This is a genomic window from Clostridium neuense, assembly GCF_045310695.1.
Lineage (GTDB): Bacteria > Bacillota > Clostridia > Clostridiales > Clostridiaceae > Clostridium_S > Clostridium_S neuense.
Map to the genome: position 1 here is coordinate 215,901 of NZ_JBJIAA010000002.1, position 16,092 is coordinate 231,992.

At 31.1% G+C, this 16,092-nt stretch carries 14 protein-coding genes; 4 read left to right on the top strand and 10 right to left on the bottom strand.

What is annotated here, in order from left to right:
- Positions 1 to 37 precede the first annotated feature (37 nt).
- From ACJDT4_RS03350 to ACJDT4_RS03375, 6 genes are all read right to left on the bottom strand, one after another.
- A complete protein-coding gene (locus tag ACJDT4_RS03350; RefSeq protein WP_406786113.1) occupies positions 38 to 1,540 on the bottom strand; it encodes a WD40/YVTN/BNR-like repeat-containing protein in 1,503 nt (500 codons plus the stop codon).
- Between the two features lie 23 nt (positions 1,541 to 1,563).
- Positions 1,564 to 2,520 carry a 2-hydroxyacid dehydrogenase gene (locus tag ACJDT4_RS03355; RefSeq protein WP_406786114.1) on the bottom strand — a complete coding sequence of 319 codons (957 nt, stop codon included), beginning with the start codon at positions 2,518 to 2,520 and terminating at the stop codon, positions 1,564 to 1,566.
- A 74-nt stretch (positions 2,521 to 2,594) separates the two neighbouring features.
- A complete protein-coding gene (locus tag ACJDT4_RS03360; protein ID WP_406786115.1) occupies positions 2,595 to 3,305 on the bottom strand; it encodes an ABC transporter ATP-binding protein in 711 nt (236 codons plus the stop codon).
- Between the two features lie 19 nt (positions 3,306 to 3,324).
- Positions 3,325 to 4,083, bottom strand: a complete 759-nt coding sequence (locus ACJDT4_RS03365; protein ID WP_406786116.1) for an ABC transporter permease — start codon at positions 4,081 to 4,083, stop codon at positions 3,325 to 3,327.
- The gene (locus tag ACJDT4_RS03370) at positions 4,058 to 5,068 is read right to left on the bottom strand and encodes an ABC transporter substrate-binding protein (RefSeq protein WP_406786117.1); all 1,011 of its coding nucleotides are present in this window, start codon (positions 5,066 to 5,068) and stop codon (positions 4,058 to 4,060) included. The genes ACJDT4_RS03365 and ACJDT4_RS03370 overlap by 26 nt, the downstream gene beginning before the upstream one ends.
- 96 nt (positions 5,069 to 5,164) lie before the next feature.
- Positions 5,165 to 5,296, bottom strand: coding sequence for a hypothetical protein (locus tag ACJDT4_RS03375; protein ID WP_406786118.1), 132 nt, complete (start codon positions 5,294 to 5,296; stop codon positions 5,165 to 5,167).
- A 412-nt stretch (positions 5,297 to 5,708) separates the two neighbouring features.
- Between ACJDT4_RS03375 and ACJDT4_RS03380 the strand changes: the two genes are divergently transcribed.
- The 3 genes from ACJDT4_RS03380 to ACJDT4_RS03390 are packed head-to-tail and all read left to right on the top strand — an operon-like array spanning position 5,709 to position 9,862.
- Positions 5,709 to 7,520: a beta-glucoside-specific PTS transporter subunit IIABC gene (locus ACJDT4_RS03380; RefSeq protein WP_406786119.1), complete on the top strand. Its 1,812-nt coding sequence runs from the start codon at positions 5,709 to 5,711 to the stop codon at positions 7,518 to 7,520.
- A gap of 18 nt (positions 7,521 to 7,538) precedes the next feature.
- The gene (locus ACJDT4_RS03385; protein ID WP_406786120.1) at positions 7,539 to 8,993 is read left to right on the top strand and encodes a glycoside hydrolase family 1 protein; all 1,455 of its coding nucleotides are present in this window, start codon (positions 7,539 to 7,541) and stop codon (positions 8,991 to 8,993) included.
- A 20-nt stretch (positions 8,994 to 9,013) separates the two neighbouring features.
- Positions 9,014 to 9,862 (top strand): PRD domain-containing protein, encoded by an 849-nt coding sequence (locus ACJDT4_RS03390; RefSeq protein ID WP_406786121.1) that lies wholly within the window; start codon positions 9,014 to 9,016, stop codon positions 9,860 to 9,862.
- A gap of 135 nt (positions 9,863 to 9,997) precedes the next feature.
- On the opposite strand, the gene ACJDT4_RS03395 is transcribed toward ACJDT4_RS03390, so the two are convergent.
- The 3 genes from ACJDT4_RS03395 to ACJDT4_RS03405 all read right to left on the bottom strand — a co-directional run bounded on the left by ACJDT4_RS03395 (position 9,998) and on the right by ACJDT4_RS03405 (position 14,324).
- Entirely contained in the window at positions 9,998 to 10,828 is an 831-nt protein-coding gene (locus ACJDT4_RS03395; protein WP_406786122.1) for a formylglycine-generating enzyme family protein, read from the bottom strand.
- A gap of 130 nt (positions 10,829 to 10,958) precedes the next feature.
- Positions 10,959 to 11,600 carry a glycoside hydrolase family 11 protein gene (locus ACJDT4_RS03400; RefSeq protein WP_406786123.1) on the bottom strand — a complete coding sequence of 214 codons (642 nt, stop codon included), beginning with the start codon at positions 11,598 to 11,600 and terminating at the stop codon, positions 10,959 to 10,961.
- A 798-nt stretch (positions 11,601 to 12,398) separates the two neighbouring features.
- The gene (locus ACJDT4_RS03405; RefSeq protein WP_406786124.1) at positions 12,399 to 14,324 is read right to left on the bottom strand and encodes a GTP-binding protein; all 1,926 of its coding nucleotides are present in this window, start codon (positions 14,322 to 14,324) and stop codon (positions 12,399 to 12,401) included.
- Between the two features lie 192 nt (positions 14,325 to 14,516).
- On the opposite strand from ACJDT4_RS03405, the gene ACJDT4_RS03410 reads away from it, so the two are divergent.
- Positions 14,517 to 14,831, top strand: a complete 315-nt coding sequence (locus ACJDT4_RS03410) for a hypothetical protein (RefSeq protein WP_406786125.1) — start codon at positions 14,517 to 14,519, stop codon at positions 14,829 to 14,831.
- 89 nt (positions 14,832 to 14,920) lie between these two features.
- Here ACJDT4_RS03410 and ACJDT4_RS03415 read toward each other — a convergent pair whose 3' ends face one another.
- Positions 14,921 to 16,009 carry a C40 family peptidase gene (locus ACJDT4_RS03415; protein ID WP_406786126.1) on the bottom strand — a complete coding sequence of 363 codons (1,089 nt, stop codon included), beginning with the start codon at positions 16,007 to 16,009 and terminating at the stop codon, positions 14,921 to 14,923.
- Positions 16,010 to 16,092: the final 83 nt, after the last annotated feature.

Here is a 16,092-nt window from a genome sequence, read left to right on the forward strand (position 1 = left end):
ATTATAAGAAGTTTCTTCTTTTTTTCATATTATCTATTTAATTTTTAGCAACTTCTTTCACGTAATTCCATGTTACTCCATCATCTTTTGATTCATATAAAGCTTTGCAGCCTCCATTATAATTTCCGTCAGAGCCTTGACCAACTAAAATATCAAGAGCTTTACCATTCTTATAGGGCATTCCAGGCAAATCAAAAGGATTGTAAGTTCCTTCACCACTTAATGACACTTTTACTTCCGGCAAATCAACTTTTTTATAAGATATTCCTCCATCTGCTGTACGATATAATTGTCCGTTTCTTCCTCCATTATAAGATAAGCATAGAAATCCAAGTTTATCATTTAAAAAGGTTATTCCTGCTGCTGATCCAAGCATTCCTGAAAACGGATCTTCATTTATAGTTTTCCAGGTAGTTCCTCCATCAGTAGTTTTATTTAGTGAGTATGATCTATTTCCCAGTGCTACTGCTGTTATCTCTAAACGATATCCAACTTTCTTTGATAAATGAAATTGATTTGAGGAATTATACTTTTCATCAGAAATCTTATCATTTTTGTTTTCCCTTGAAGGCTGTGCCTCTTTAATACTATATAAATCATCCGTCAAGTTATATCTAACAGGAGTATATATATTATCCTTACCTGGTACAGATACCGAAACAAAATATCCTACTATTTCAGAAAATGGATTAACCTCTGCATTGATTTTTCCCTTTGAATCAATATAAACAATACCTTGCGTATTATATCCAAAGCTTCGTTTTCCGTAATAAAGAATTTCATATTGTTTTTCTACCCATTTACTTACTGTTTTTTTGAGTGGGATTACCTTCATCGTTTTAATTAGCGGTTTTAAAAGTTTATCATTACTATAACTTGCATTCACATAACCGTTTAAATATATAGTTATGTTCTCTGACTTATTACTATCATAATTAATCAAATAACTCTGAAGCTTACCTTTATCATTTTTTCCATAAAGATAAGTATCAAAAGATATAATTTTTCCATTGTGATCAAATTTAAGATTAAAGTTATTTGCAATATATAATTTGCTCGGCATATTTACTTTTTGATTGACGTCTTTAAAAAGCCCCTCTATGCCATCATTATATATATTATCATGCTCAAGTTTCACAGTTCTTTTATTTTTTAAATCTTGTAGAAGCCATGACAGCTTCCCATTATATTTTATTCCACTATGGTATATTTTCACTCCATAAAAACCTGTTATAAGAACTATGCTCACTATAATTATACAAGTCCACTTAGCCTTACAGCTGGAATAAAACTCGCCTTTATCTGTATCCTGCTCCAATAAAACTTGTGATTTTTTTATATTTTCAACTATTAAAATTATAAGCCAAACTAAAAAGAATGTCATGCATAGCACTAATACTTTTACATTATTATTAACTCTTCCAAACCTGCATAAGGTATATAATTCATAAAAGGAAATCCAATATACTGTTATAAATATTAAGCTAGTTACTATATATGAAATCAACCCTCTTTTTGTAATTTGCTTATATTTTTTCATTTTTTCTTCTACCTCATTTTACTTTAAAATTTCACTACGTTCTGTGGTTCTCCATCCATCCATTTAGTTATGTTTTCAAAGGTAATGTGTGCTCTTCTTACCATAGCCTCTTTTGTCGCAAAACCAATATGTGGAGTTAATACTGCTTTGTTTTCCTTGAGCAGCGCATACTCTTTATCTAATGGTGGCTCTACATCAAACACATCAATTCCAGCTCCTGCAATTTCGCCTTTTCTTAAAGCCTCTGCCAAAGCATTGTTATCTACAATTGGTCCTCTTGCCACATTTATGAGTACAGCACTCTTTTTCATAAGTGCAATTTTTTCCTTGCTTATTAATCCTTTTGTATCGCTTGTTTGTGGCAGATGAATTGATACAACATCACTTTTAGAAAGAAGTTCATCCAAGGCTACATATTCTACACCTATATTTTTAAGTTCTTCTTTTTCACTTCTATTATAAGCAATAACCTTGCAGCCAAAAGCCTTTGCAATTTTACATACAGCTGCTCCTATAGCTCCTGTTCCAACAACTCCAAAAGTTTTTCCGCTCAAATCACTTTGAGAATATCCATCCTTAGTCTTTCCTTCTCTTGTAAGCTTATCAAGTGGCACAATATTCCTAAGAACAGATAAGGTTAATCCAAAAGTAAGCTCCGCAACAGAACTAGTACTGTAACCTGCTGCATTTGATACCATTACATCCTTACCTTTTAAAGCTGAAAGTTCAACATGATCTACTCCAGTAAAAGCTATAGACATCATTTTAAGCTTATCATCTGCATTTATTACTTCTGCCTTAAGTGGCATATTAGCGAGAACAATAACTTCAGAGTCTTTAACTCTTTTCTTTAACTCTTCCGTATCTGTAATTTTATTATTATAAATTACAAGCTCATTTCCCCTATCTGTAACTGGTTTTGCAATATTCCTAAGTTCTTCCTCTGAAAGTCCAAGTGGCTCAATAACTGAAATTTTCATATTTGCTATCCCTCCATCATTTTCTTTAAATAATTTTACAATAAGTTTAACTTAATATTTTGTCAATTAGAATTTTACGGCATTATCAAAGCTTCCTCATATTTCTTTATTTCCTCCATTTTAACTTTTCTATTGTCAAATGGAGTATCAACATGTACACTCTTTTTCAGCTTCAAGGGTGGGCCTTCAAAAACATATATGTTATCAGCCATATATACAGCTTCTAAAGTATCATGAGTCGTGTATATAAAAAGTTTATTATTTAATTTACAATAATCAGTTATATAATCCATCATATTTTTCTTAATTTCCATATCTAAGCCCTTAAATGGTTCATCCATAACAATAATGTCTCCGCCATATGCTAGTGCTCTTGCTATTGACACTCGCTGTTTCATTCCTCCACTTAATTCCTTTGGATAATTATTTTTAAAATTAGAAAGCTTAACTAAATCTAAATATTTTTCACAAGTTCTTTCTATTTCTGCTTTATTGTGATTACTTTCAAGAACAAACCTTATGTTTTCTTTAACACTTAGCCAGGGAATCAATCTATCTTCTTGAAAAACATACGAAAATCTTTTATCCTCCAAGCCTTCTATTTTACCGGAATATGAGTCTATAAGTCCTGTAAGTATATTTAATAATGTTGATTTGCCACATCCTGACGGTCCAAAAATACAATGAACTTCATTTGAAGAAAAATTCATACTAAAATCATCAATCACTTTTAAATCATTATATTTTTTTCCGATGCCTTCAAGCTTTATTTCCAATATACTCATTTCCTCTCCTTGCTGTAAATTAATATTTGAACTTATTTCTCCATAACCATTTAAATGAAGTTTCAAGCACAATGCTTATTACTATAACAACAAAGGTCCACCCAAAAAGCTCATTCGAATCCATATACAGTTTAGCATTATATAATTGTCCTCCTATACTGTACTTTGGATTACTTAAAACCTCTGCAGCAATGCTTGCCTTCCAGCCTAACCCTATGCTGCTAATGCATGCTGCTGAAAAATAAGGAAAAACACTGGGCATGTAAATTCTTTTTAAAATCATTATTTTTTTAACCTTGTACAGTTTAGCCATATCTAGAATATTTTTATCTACATTTTTTATTCCTTCTAATACGTTAGTCCAAATTAGTGGAAAACACATTAAAAAACATATAAATATATTGACATTGTTAGAAGAAAACCATACAAGCGCTATTATTATAAAAGACATTATGGGTGTTGTTTTTATTGTAATTATTAGCGGGTTCATTAATTCATATAAAAACTTATTAATACTGCATAAGGCTCCCAAAACCACACCAAATACAATAGACAATATAATACCAGCTACTGTTCTAGCAATTGAAGCTCCTACTGAACTCCAAAATTCAGCTTTAAAAATCAATATTTTCAAGGTTTTAAAAACATTTATTGGTGCTGGAACATATAGTTCATTGTTAATTAACAAATAAACAAGCTGCCATACACCAATCCAAAATAATAAAACTATAAATTTATTTAATAGTCTTTTATTATTTTTCGTAATAGAAGCCCTCATCTGGTAACTTTCCTCCTACAGACTTAGGGTTAAAATTAAATAGTACCTTATAAAATTGATTCATAAATGTCTTTGCTTCTTTAGCATCAATATAAACTATATTACAATTTGGTATTGCCTTTTTAGCAATTGGTGCCTTTGGAACAATATTATATTTTGCTATTAAGGTTGAAGCTTTATCCACATTACCATTTACAAAATCCACAGATTTCTTATATTCATCTAGAAACTTGTTGAAATCTTTTTTATTTTTTTCTATATAACTCTTCTGAGCTATTATGCAGCCCATAGCAAGTTTACTGTCACTTCCCATTACTTTATTCCATTCCTTAGTTAAATCAAGGGCAATTCTCAAATTTTTATTTTTCATCATGGCAGTAGTTACAAAAGGCTGTGGTAACATAGCTATATTGGTATTTCCAGCAGCAAGTGCTGTAGCTAAATCTGCATGTTCAGTTTTATATTCCACATTTATATCTTTTCCAATAGTTAAGTTATTCTTTTTAAGTATGTTCTGCAATATGTAATCTGCTGTAGTTCCCTGTCCACTTGCACCAATAGTCTTTCCTTTAAGGTCTGAAACACTTTTTATAGTATTTCCATTTTCAAGAACATATAGAACACCTAAAGTGTTTACTGCTGCAAATTGAACCTTGCCCTTTGTCTTGTTGTACAATGTAAGAGCTAAATTAGTTGGTACTGCTGCAACATCTATTTCACTGTTAACTATTTTTCCTACTAATTCATCTGGGCTATCAGAAAGAGTAAACTTATAATTTAAAGCAGATTTCTTTTCATCCTGATTTTCCATTAATTGAACCATTCCCATTCCAGTAGGTCCTTTTAACGCAGCAACATTCATAGTAGCCTTTTTAGTTGATTCCTTAGTTGGTGCGTTTTGTTTACTTTCTCCACAAGCTGTTAAAGCAAGTATAAATACTAAAGTAGTAAGTAACACAATTGATTTTTTAATAATTTTTTTCATCAAATCCCTCCAAAACTTTATGTATAGACAACTTAGAATCTTAAAATTACAAGTTCCAAGTGTTTTATCCATACTTACATGATATAACTTTGTTAACTATTTATCAAACAATCCACCTGTCTTTTTGTTGCTAAATCCTTTTTGTTTTCCGCCGATGCTTTTATGCACTTTTTGTTTCTTTCCCTGCTGTGAACCTTTATTCTTCTTTTCTTCAATTAACTTTTTCATAAATTCAATATCTTTTTCTTTCATAATTTATATTTAGTGAATAAACTTATTTTAAGTACACAAATTCACTAAAAGTATTCACTCCTTTATTCTTTAGTTTTACTTTTACTATTATAATATATTAATAGGTTTTCCGATATACGTTATAAAACATAAATTTATATTTATCAATTAAATAGTTAAATATTATTTTTAATAAAGTGTGCAAAAATAATTATAAAAATATGTTGACGTTTTCATTTTGTTATATTATAATTAACACATAAAAACGAATACAATGTATCAGGCATGTGACTGGTAATGCAGGCAGGACCTAGATAGACTAAATTCCTTAGTCTATCTGGGTCCTTTTTTAATTTCGGCCGAATAAAAAAAGACTGCCACAAATAATTAATGAGAGGAGATAAACAAAATGAATTATAAAGATTTAGCAGCAAAAATATTAAAAGCTGTAGGTGGAGATGAAAATGTTGAACATCTAGAACATTGCTCAACAAGATTAAGATTTTCCCTTATTGATAATAAGAAAGCAAATGAGGATGAACTTAAAAGTATGCCTGGAGTATTAGGCGTTAAGAAAAATGCACAATTTCAAGTAATAATTGGAAACGATGTTGTTGAGGTATATACTGAAATCAAAAAACTTATTTCTGATAAAGGAATAAATAAAGAAAGTAATAAAGAGAAAAGAAAAATAGGTGCAATAGCGTTAGACTTTATTATAAGTGTGTTTCAGCCATTGATTCCAGCAATAGCTGGAGGTGGTATTTTAAAGTCATTTTTAATGCTTTTTAACATGATGGGGATTTTATCAAGTACTACATCGACATATAAATTATTGATGATTGTGGCAAATGCACCAATATATTTCTTGCCAATTTTAGTTGCCATTACAACTGCTAATAAAATGAAAGCTAATCCATTAGTTGCTGTTTCCGCCGTTGCTGCACTTTTGACGCCTGATTTAACCCAGATGCTAGGACATGGAGCTAAATTTATTAATTTACCAGTGCAAAGTATAACATACGCAAGTCAGGTTTTTCCAGCAATATTATGCGTATTATGTTATTCACAGCTAGAAAAATTCTTTAATAAAATTAGTCCAAAGGTTATTCGTAGTTTTTTTGTTCCAATGATGTCTTTACTAATAGTTTTCCCAATAACTTTGCTAGTACTTGGACCAATAGGATTTACCTTCGGAATATATTTTGCTAAAGTAATTATGTTTATTTTTGCAAAGTTTGGTTGGATAGCAGTAGCAGTTCTAGCAGCATTCTTACCATTTATGGTTGTTACAGGTATGCATAAGGCAATGATACCGTATGTAGTAACTTCCTTAGGTCAAACAGGCAAAGAATTAATATATAATGCTGCATCACTAGCACACAATATCTCTGAAGGCGGTGCATGTTTTGCTGTAGCTATTCGCGCAAAGGATAAAAAACTAAAATCAACTGCAACTTCAGCAGGTATCTCAGCAATGTTTGGAATTACAGAACCTGCATTATATGGTGTTACAATTTTACACAAGCGTGTACTTTATGGAGTTATGATTGGTGCTTTCTCAGGTGGAGCATATTTAGGAATTAAAGCAGTTGAAGCATATGCAGCAGTTGGCCCTGGAATAGCAAGTTTATCAATGTTTATTTCCAAAACACTTCCTAATAATATTGTAAATGCAATAATTGGATTAATACTTTCCTTTGTAGTATCATTTATAGCAGTAGCACTTTTATGGAAAGAAACATCAATTGAAACTAAAGAAGCAGGAACAGTTAAAGAGCAATTTAATGCTCCAGTTGAAGGTCAGCTGATAAACTTAAGTGAAGTAAAAGATCAAGTATTTTCAAGCAAAGTTATGGGTGATGGTATAGCTATAGTTCCTAGTAAAGGTGAATTATATGCACCAGCAGATGGTACAATTACATTAGTTTATGAAACAAAACACTGTTTGGCTATGAAAACTGACAACGGTTCTGAACTTATGTTTCATATAGGATTAGATACTGTAAATTTAAAAGGTAAATATTTCGATCCAAAAGTTTCAGTAGGTCAGCATGTAAAGAAAGGTGAATTACTAATGAACTTTGAGTTAGATAACATCATTAAAGAAGGCTTTGACCCAACTACAATAGTAATTATTACAAATCGTCCAGATGCCAATTTAGATATTATGGAAAAGAAAAAGGTTAACAAAAAAGATTTTATATTTGCGATAAACTAGAATGGAGTTGATTTTTAGATGTCATTTAGAAAAGACTTCCTATGGGGCGGAGCTATATCTGCTAACCAAGTTGAAGGAGCCTGGAACTCTGATGGAAAGGGTATGTCGGTAGCAGATGTAGCTAGTTACAAACCAAACCTGAATGTGACGGATTATGCTGGTCACAATAAAATAACTTTGAGTATGATTAAAGAAGCAATTGACGATAAAAGCACAAAATTTTACCCTAAAAGAAGAGGTATTAACTTTTATAATCACTATAAGGAAGATATTGCTTTATTTGCTGAAATGGGATTTAAATCTCTTAGACTATCTATCGCTTGGACAAGAATTTTTCCTACAGGAGAGGAAAATGAACCTAACTATGATGGAATTAAGTATTATGAAAATATCTTTAAAGAGCTTAAAAAGTATAATATTGAACCAATAGTAACACTATCTCACTATGAAATGCCTTTGAATTTAAGTCTTAAGTATAATGGATGGGTTGATCGAAAATTAATTGGTTATTTTGTTAAGTTTTCAAAAGTATGCTTTGAGTCTTTTGGAAAGTATGTTAAGTACTGGCTAACCTTTAATGAAATTGATAGTGTGGGTAGGCATCCATTTATTACAGCTGGAATTATACCAGATCAATGTGAAGAAGGAAAGTTAAATAATGCTATCTATCAAGCTTTGCATCATCAATATGTTGCAGCAGCTTTAGCTACAAAAGAATGTCATGAAATTATTAAAGATAGTAAAATGGGATGCATGCTGACAAAGCTTACTACCTATCCTAACACTTGCAATCCCAATGATGTACTTCTCTCGTTAAGCAGCAACCTAGGGAACTACTCTCATGCTGATATTCAGATTTTTGGAGAGTATCCTAAATTACACAAAACTTTTTTAAAGAACCTAGGTGTTGAGATTAAAATGGAAGATAATGATGAAATAATTTTAAAAGAGAATACTGCTGACTATCTTGCTTTTAGTTATTATATGTCACGAACAGAATCTTCAGACTCCACTAAAGAAAAAACTGCTGGAAACACCATAATGGGAGTAAAAAATCCTTATTTGCCTTCAACAGAATGGGGATGGCAGATTGATCCTGTTGGACTTCATATTTCACTAATTGAGCTATATGATAGATATAGAATTCCGTTAATGATTGTAGAAAATGGAATGGGAGCAAAAGATGTAGTTCTAGAGGACGGAACGATTCATGACTCCTACAGGATAGAATATTTTAAAGAGCATATAATAGAAATGAAAAAAGCAGTAGATATGGGAGTTGACTTACTAGGTTATACTAGCTGGGCGCCTATTGATTGTATCAGTGTATCTACTTCTCAAATGAGCAAGCGATATGGATTTATTTATGTTGATCAAGATGATGATGGAAATGGCACTCTAAAACGATTAAAAAAAGATTCGTTCTTTTGGTATAAAAAAGTCATTTCAACGAATGGAGAAATTCTAGAATAGATATCGGAGGGGGAATACCTATGAGGATAAGAAAAGTTCTTAATTCAAGTGTTGTTTTAGCCATTGACGAACATGAAAAAGAATTTGTTTGCCTTGGTAAGGGTATTGGATACAATAAAAAAGTTGGAGATATTGTTGAGAAAAAAACAGTAGATCAAATTTTTAGGCCTATTGAAAACAATCAAATAAGAGAATATTTAGATTTACTAGAAGCCATTCCCCCTCTTTATCTTGAAATGGCTCAAAAAATTATTTTTGAAGCTGAAAAGGAATTGGGATGTAAACTCAATACAAATATCTATTTCACTTTAACTGACCATTTAAATTTTGCAGTTGAAAGAGCAAAAAAGGGAATCAATATAACAAATCGTATTTACTGGGAAATTAAAAATTATTATCCACAAGAATTTAAAATTGGCATGTATGCATTGGAGCTCCTAAATAAATCATTAAATATCACATTTCCAGAGGAAGAGGCCGCCAATATTGCCTTTCATATAATAAATGCTAAATCGGAAACTAATGATTCTAGTGATGGCATGAGATCTGCAAAACTTATTGGCGAAATTGTAAATTTAGTAAGATACTCTATAGGCACGAGCCTTGAAGAAAATGGAATTCACTATCAACGTTTCATCACACATGTGAAGTTTTTTGTTGAAAGATTCTTTAGTAATAAAATGCTAAAAGATGAAAATGAGGAAATGTTTTATCAGATAGCAACCTTGTATCCAGAGTCTATGGAAATTGCCTTTAAAATAAATAGTTACTTACTAAAAGTTTATAATGAAGCGATTCCAAAGGATGAATTAACCTACCTTGCTGTTCATATAAATAGATTGCAGCGTTATAACGAATTAAACGAGTAATCTATTTATATAGATAAAAAAGTTCAAAGTTTGGGACTGTTGCACTAAAAATTGTTAAATCATAATTTATAAATATTGCGAACTAACATGGGAAGTGAAGTTAAAACCCTTCACTTCTTAGTTAATTCACAATATTTATTTGCTACGGCATACACGAACCCCTTCATCAGAACCTCTACTATTTGCCTCATACTTACCTCTAAACGAGAGCTCACAGCAGGTTACATCACCAATCCATCCACCACCTTTGCAAAGCCTAAAATAACCACTTGGTATACTCAATTCTTCATACCATTCAAAGCACCATTCCCTCACATTACCTGACATATCGTAAAGTCCTAACTCATTAGACTTCTTAATACCAGCAGTTTTTGTTTTTCCATTGTTATTTTCTATAGCTGGCCAGCTCCATTGACCTGATAAGTAGGTATCTCCACAATTTTTCCAATACCATGCAACCTCATCTGCCTTATTACTTCCGCTATATGTGTAATTCTTGCTTTTTGCTCCTCCACCTGCAGCATATTCCCACTCTGCTTCTGTAGGCAATCTATAACCATTAGCTCCTTTATTAATAGTTACTGTCCACTTTATATTATCCCTATCATTTTTGTTATTAGGGTCCTTTTTATCTTTGTCTATTTTGTAATATTCCTTTAATCCTTCTTTTGTGCTCCTTTTATTACAGTATTCAATACAATCATACCAGCTTACCATTTCTACAGGCAAATTGTCACCTTTAAATTTTGAAGGATTAGTTCCCATAACACTTTCCCATTCTTTTTGAGTAACTTCATATTTTCCAATATAAAAGTCCAGCATTTTTATATTTGTCCCATAATAATTGGTCTTTGTATTTATAAATTTCCCGCCCTTAACTAATACAAGATTATTAGGCTTCTCCTTAGAACAAGCACTGACAGCGATCATCATTGTCATTAAAAGAAAAATCAATAATTTTCTCATATAAATATCTCCTTTAGGCATTATGTATATTAAATCGTTTTCACATAAGACCGCCTACTTTAATGTCCGGCGGCCTTATACCCATGTCTAAATATTATAAAAGTAGCTATTACTCCTTGCAGATAACCTGCTACCACACTGTTACATTAGCATATCCACTACTTTGATATCCTTCTGTAGCTATCATCTGGTAAGCCCAACTGCTGCCAGGATTCATTCCTTTACTTCTCCATGCATTAACATGGTTGCTAAAAGTTATTGCATTGTTTGTGCCTATTGATCTCTTTGATTGTCTAACGCTCCAAAACTGAGTAAATGTTGTATTACCATCAATTGAAGGTGCATTATATCTCGTAGCTGTATATATGTCATATGTTCCACCATCACTGTTTACAGTACCCCTGTATTGTCCAGTAGGTCTATAGCTTCCCCAATCATCAACAACATAATATTCTATAAGTGAATTCCTTGTCCACCCATAAAGAGATAAGTATCCATTTCCAGAAGGAGAAAAAGCTCCAGCATTGTAGTTTATCACTCTATTTGGAGACCCATAGGTCCAGCCTTTACCAACAACAAAGTTTCCGCAATTTGACCATGAAACACTATAATTTCCCCCTGAGCCATTAGTAGGTTGAACTGTTCCCCCACCATCACTCCAATTTTGCCAATAATCTGTTGTTGCTGCATGTGTAGTTAATGGAAGCATACTAAATAAACCTATTGAAAGAGCCATAGACAAAGATAAAAATTTCTTACTTAATTTAAACATAATTTATCCCCCTAAATTTTTATTTACTACTCATCAAATAGTATTTAAACATTAATTTTTGCAAATTATTTTTTTATTTTGATGGCTGTTTCTCTAAATTAATAACTTATTCTGTGTTATATTCCGTAAACATATAATTGTACCTCCATGAGAAAAAATTTTCTTTCAAAAACAGCTTTAAACTTTTTATTTTAAGCTATTTTATCAGCAAACTAAATAAACTTATTAATATAATAAAATTCTCCAAAAGGTGCTTAATTTTTAACTATAACCGATGCTTCCAAAACAACGTAACTATCAGTATTTATTGTAAACCTTATCATTATCATAATTACTTAGTACTACAAAACATTAACACATGAAAGTAAAACATATATCTTGCAACATATATTATTTATTTTTTTAATTTTATTATATGTATATTTTATACTTATAATACATTTATTTGCTGTTAATGTCAATATAATATTTTACTTTTTATATTAATAATTTACTAATACCAAATTTATTCTGACAAACAGGAACTTTAAGCAGAGTACAAAGTACAGAGTACAGTAAAGGATGTTTTTTCTCAGCTATGCTTCGAAAAATATTAAACTTAATGCTTACGCATGGCGTAAAACATAATGTTCAGCGCAGCTGAACCAATTAAGTTCTAATATTTACCTAAGTGAAACGAAAGGTAAATCCATCTTCACTGTACTCTGTACTTTGTCAATTTTACTATAAGTCAACTTCCAATTTAACAGTATTAATTTGATATTATCAATTTCAATATTTCATGTGCCCTAGCCATATCTAACAGTGCATGTATTCTTTTGCCTCATTTCCAGGAACCAAATATGACTGGCCTTTTGAGCAAAAAACTGAAGTTGATGTATATTCCATATCACTATTTTTATTATAACCAATTTCATTTATTACAGCTTCTGAATTATGACAGACATCGTATCCATCAAATTTAAAACTTATGCGCCCTTTTCCATTTGTAATTTCAGTAATTTCCATTGCATAATTCATAAACGTAGCTACTGGTCCTCTTCCAACTACAGTAATCTTATTGCCGAAAATTTTAGGAGGCTCAAAGCTTCCATTTAATTTTTGTATATCAGACAAAATCCTTCCCATGTAGTCTATATCTGCGTCAATTTTAAACTTATAATATGGTTCTAAGAGTATATTTTCTGTACTTTCAATTCCCTGTCTTAAAGCTCTGTAGGTAGCCTCTCTAAAATCCCCTCCACTTGTATGTTTAATGTGCGACCTTCCATTTATAAGCGTAATCTTTAAATCCGTAATAGCAGAACCTGTAAGTACTCCTCTATGTTCTCTCTCAAAAATATGCGTTTGTACTAGCCTTTGATAGTTAATTTCAAGGTTTTCCAGACTACATTCACTTAAAAATACAATTCCAGTATTCCTCTCCCCTGGCTCTAACCTTAAATGTACTTCTGCGTAATGCCTAAGCGGTTCAAAATGACCACATCCAATAGTTTCTTTTGCAATTGTCTCTTTATATAAAATCTCACAAGGCCCAAAATCTACATCTACGTTAAACCTTTCTTTAACTACTTCTTTTAAAACTTCAAGCTGAATTTTTCCCATAATATGAACTTCAATTTCCTTTAACTTTTCATGCCATACTACATTAAGTGCTGGATCTTCTTCCTCTAAAGTTTTAAAGTAATTTAACATATCCTTTGGATTTAATTTTTCATTAAATAAAACCTTTGATTTTAAAGTTGGAACTAAGTCATAATTAGCTTTTTCCTGAAGCTTCCCTACTCCAAATCCAACCTTTGAGCTTAAAAGTCCTGTGACACCAAAAATTTGCCCCGCAAATACTTCATTGACAGTTTCAAATTTATTTCCATTATAAACTCTTAATTCATTTACTTTTTCAATTTTGTCTTCGATTTGCAATTCTTCTTTAACTCTTAAACTTCCAGAAAGGGCCTTTATATACGTAATTTTATTTCTAGAATTATCATGTCTTATCTTATAAATAATGCCACTAAAAGTCTCATTTTTATCATAATTAGTATAAGATAACATATCAAAAACCTCTAAAAACTCTTCAATACCTTCATCTTGAAGTGCAGCTCCACTCATACATGGAAATATTTCATTCTTTTTAATTAGCTTTCTCATTGATGAAATCCATAAATCTTCCTGATATCCATCCTTAAAGTATACTTCTAAAAGCTTTTCATCTTTTTCAGCAATAAATTCTATAACTTCATCACTAAAGTTAGTGCTATCAATAAAGAAAACTTCTTTTGTTAAGTTCTCCTTTATCTCTTTAAGCACTCTATTGACATCTGCCCCAACTCTATCTATTTTATTAATAAAAAAGAAAGTTGGAATGTTGTGTTTTCTAAGAAGCTCCCATATTATCTCCGTTTGTCCCTGAATTCCTTCAACTGCACTTATTATAACAATAGCATAATCCATAATTTTTATGGCTCTTTCCATTTCAGCTGAAAAATCAGCGTGTCCTGGAGTGTCAACTAAATAATATGTAGACTCCTTGTAATTAAAAATAGCCTGCTCAGAAAATACAGTTATTCCTCTCTTTTTTTCTATATCGTTATTGTCCAAAAATGAATCTTTATGATCAACTCTTCCTCTACTTCTTATACTTTTAGTGTGATATAAAACCTGTTCAGAAAATGTAGTTTTACCAGCATCTACATGCGCCAGTATTCCAATTGTCTTATTCATTCTTAATACCTCTAAATTTATATAAACTATAGGTGCTAAATACTTAAAATATCTAGCACCTATAGTTTATTATATTATTAGTAGATATTCAATTATATTTAAGCATCTAAAAATATTTCTTTAATACCCTTCATAATTTCTTCATATAAAAGTTTTAAGATGTAAGCAAGTCAAAATTTCGGAGGGATAATTATGAATTGTCATAAAAATAGCAAAGAAAAACAAGGGACTCATAAACACAGCCCATTAAAACATATGCTGCATATGATCATTTGTTGTGGTTTACCCATAGCCATTTTTGCACTTTTACCAATTATAACAAAGTATAGTCCTAGTGCTGGCAATATACTCGGAAAAATAACACCTTTCTTATGTCCATTAATGATGATTTCGATGATGATATTAATGATGTGTGATAGTAACAAAAATAAAAATTGTTGTAATAATGATGAGAATAATAATGATTCTAATGGTAAAACATTAAAATTAAATGATAATACAAAATAGTAAAATCAGCCTATATCTCATTTTTATAAGTGATTTAAGATATAGGCTTAATTTTTTAGTGTATTCTTTTTATAATCTAGGCATTTTCCCTATTTTACTCTTCTTGCAGTAATATAATCTGATCTATCCATTGATGATATTTTTATCACATCCCCAGTTCTTGGAGCGTGAATATATGTATTATTTCCAACATACATTCCCATGTGAGTAGGATTTCCTCCTTGTCCAAAGAAAACTAAATCCCCTGGCTTAAGCTCATCTTTTGAAACTCCATATCCATTTTTTATTTGATCATATGTTGTTCTCCCAAGTCTAACCCCAAAATGACCATATACATATTGCGTAAAACCCGAACAATCAAAACCTGTAGAAGGGCTTGTTCCACCCCAAAGATAAGGAGTTCCTAGAAAGCTTGAAGCATATGCCATTACACTGCCATCAGAAACAGGTGCTGCCCCAGCTGAAGAATTATATTTAGGTGCTTCAATTCTCTCTTTTTCCCTTAAAACCATAGTTGAATTTATTTTAGCTTGAGACTCATCTACCTTTGATGCAAATAAATTTTCTTCAAGCTTAGCCTGCTCAATTAATTTTTTTTGAGAAGTTACGCTACTATTTAACCTTACTAATTTACTCTCATTTTCACTTTTTAATGCAAGTAGCCCCTTTTGTTTTTCTTGAATAACTTTTTTTTGATTTTCTACTTCTGCTCTTTTATCATCTAAATAGCCTATCATTTCTTTATCAAATTTTATTATTTTCCCAATTGACTCCATTCTTGCGATTAAATCACTAAAACTCTTTGATTGCAAAAGAATTTCCAGATAATCAGTTTGATTATTCATATACACAATTTTTATTCTCTTAGCCATTATATCCTTTTTAGTACTTACTTCTCCCTCTATCTCAGTTATATTTTTCTCTGTAGCACTAATGTCATTTTCTGTTGACCCTATGAGCTTTTTATTTTGTTCTATTTTAATCATATAGTCTTCAATTTGGCTATCTAATTTTTCAATACTCGCTTCAAGTTTTTCCCTCTTATCTTTTGCTTGCTTCAACGAATTCTTATTTTGCTGTAACTGTATCTCACTAGATATTGGTGCAGCATTCACTTTAACTTGACTTATCAAAACCATAGTAATAGCAATTGCAATCACCCTAGATGTCTTTTTCAATACATATCGCTCCTTTTTATAGAGTAACATTTAGTTCACATATTTATGAAATCATATTAAATGATAATATAAAAATATGTAGA

Excerpts from the sequence above, each read along its gene's own strand:
- ACJDT4_RS03365 (WP_406786116.1), bottom strand. The coding sequence starts at position 4,083 with ATGAGGGCTTCTATTACGAAAAATAATAAAAGACTATTAAATAAATTT.
- ACJDT4_RS03410 (WP_406786125.1), top strand. The coding sequence starts at position 14,517 with ATGAATTGTCATAAAAATAGCAAAGAAAAACAAGGGACTCATAAACAC.
- ACJDT4_RS03405 (WP_406786124.1), bottom strand. The coding sequence starts at position 14,324 with ATGAATAAGACAATTGGAATACTGGCGCATGTAGATGCTGGTAAAACT.
- ACJDT4_RS03355 (WP_406786114.1), bottom strand. The coding sequence starts at position 2,520 with ATGAAAATTTCAGTTATTGAGCCACTTGGACTTTCAGAGGAAGAACTT.
- ACJDT4_RS03395 (WP_406786122.1), bottom strand. The coding sequence starts at position 10,828 with ATGAGAAAATTATTGATTTTTCTTTTAATGACAATGATGATCGCTGTC.
- ACJDT4_RS03375 (WP_406786118.1), bottom strand. The coding sequence starts at position 5,296 with ATGAAAAAGTTAATTGAAGAAAAGAAGAATAAAGGTTCACAGCAGGGA.
- ACJDT4_RS03350 (WP_406786113.1), bottom strand. The coding sequence starts at position 1,540 with ATGAAAAAATATAAGCAAATTACAAAAAGAGGGTTGATTTCATATATA.
- ACJDT4_RS03370 (WP_406786117.1), bottom strand. The coding sequence starts at position 5,068 with ATGAAAAAAATTATTAAAAAATCAATTGTGTTACTTACTACTTTAGTA.
- ACJDT4_RS03390 (WP_406786121.1), top strand. The coding sequence starts at position 9,014 with ATGAGGATAAGAAAAGTTCTTAATTCAAGTGTTGTTTTAGCCATTGAC.
- ACJDT4_RS03380 (WP_406786119.1), top strand. The coding sequence starts at position 5,709 with ATGAATTATAAAGATTTAGCAGCAAAAATATTAAAAGCTGTAGGTGGA.
- ACJDT4_RS03400 (WP_406786123.1), bottom strand. The coding sequence starts at position 11,600 with ATGTTTAAATTAAGTAAGAAATTTTTATCTTTGTCTATGGCTCTTTCA.
- ACJDT4_RS03360 (WP_406786115.1), bottom strand. The coding sequence starts at position 3,305 with ATGAGTATATTGGAAATAAAGCTTGAAGGCATCGGAAAAAAATATAAT.
- ACJDT4_RS03385 (WP_406786120.1), top strand. The coding sequence starts at position 7,539 with ATGTCATTTAGAAAAGACTTCCTATGGGGCGGAGCTATATCTGCTAAC.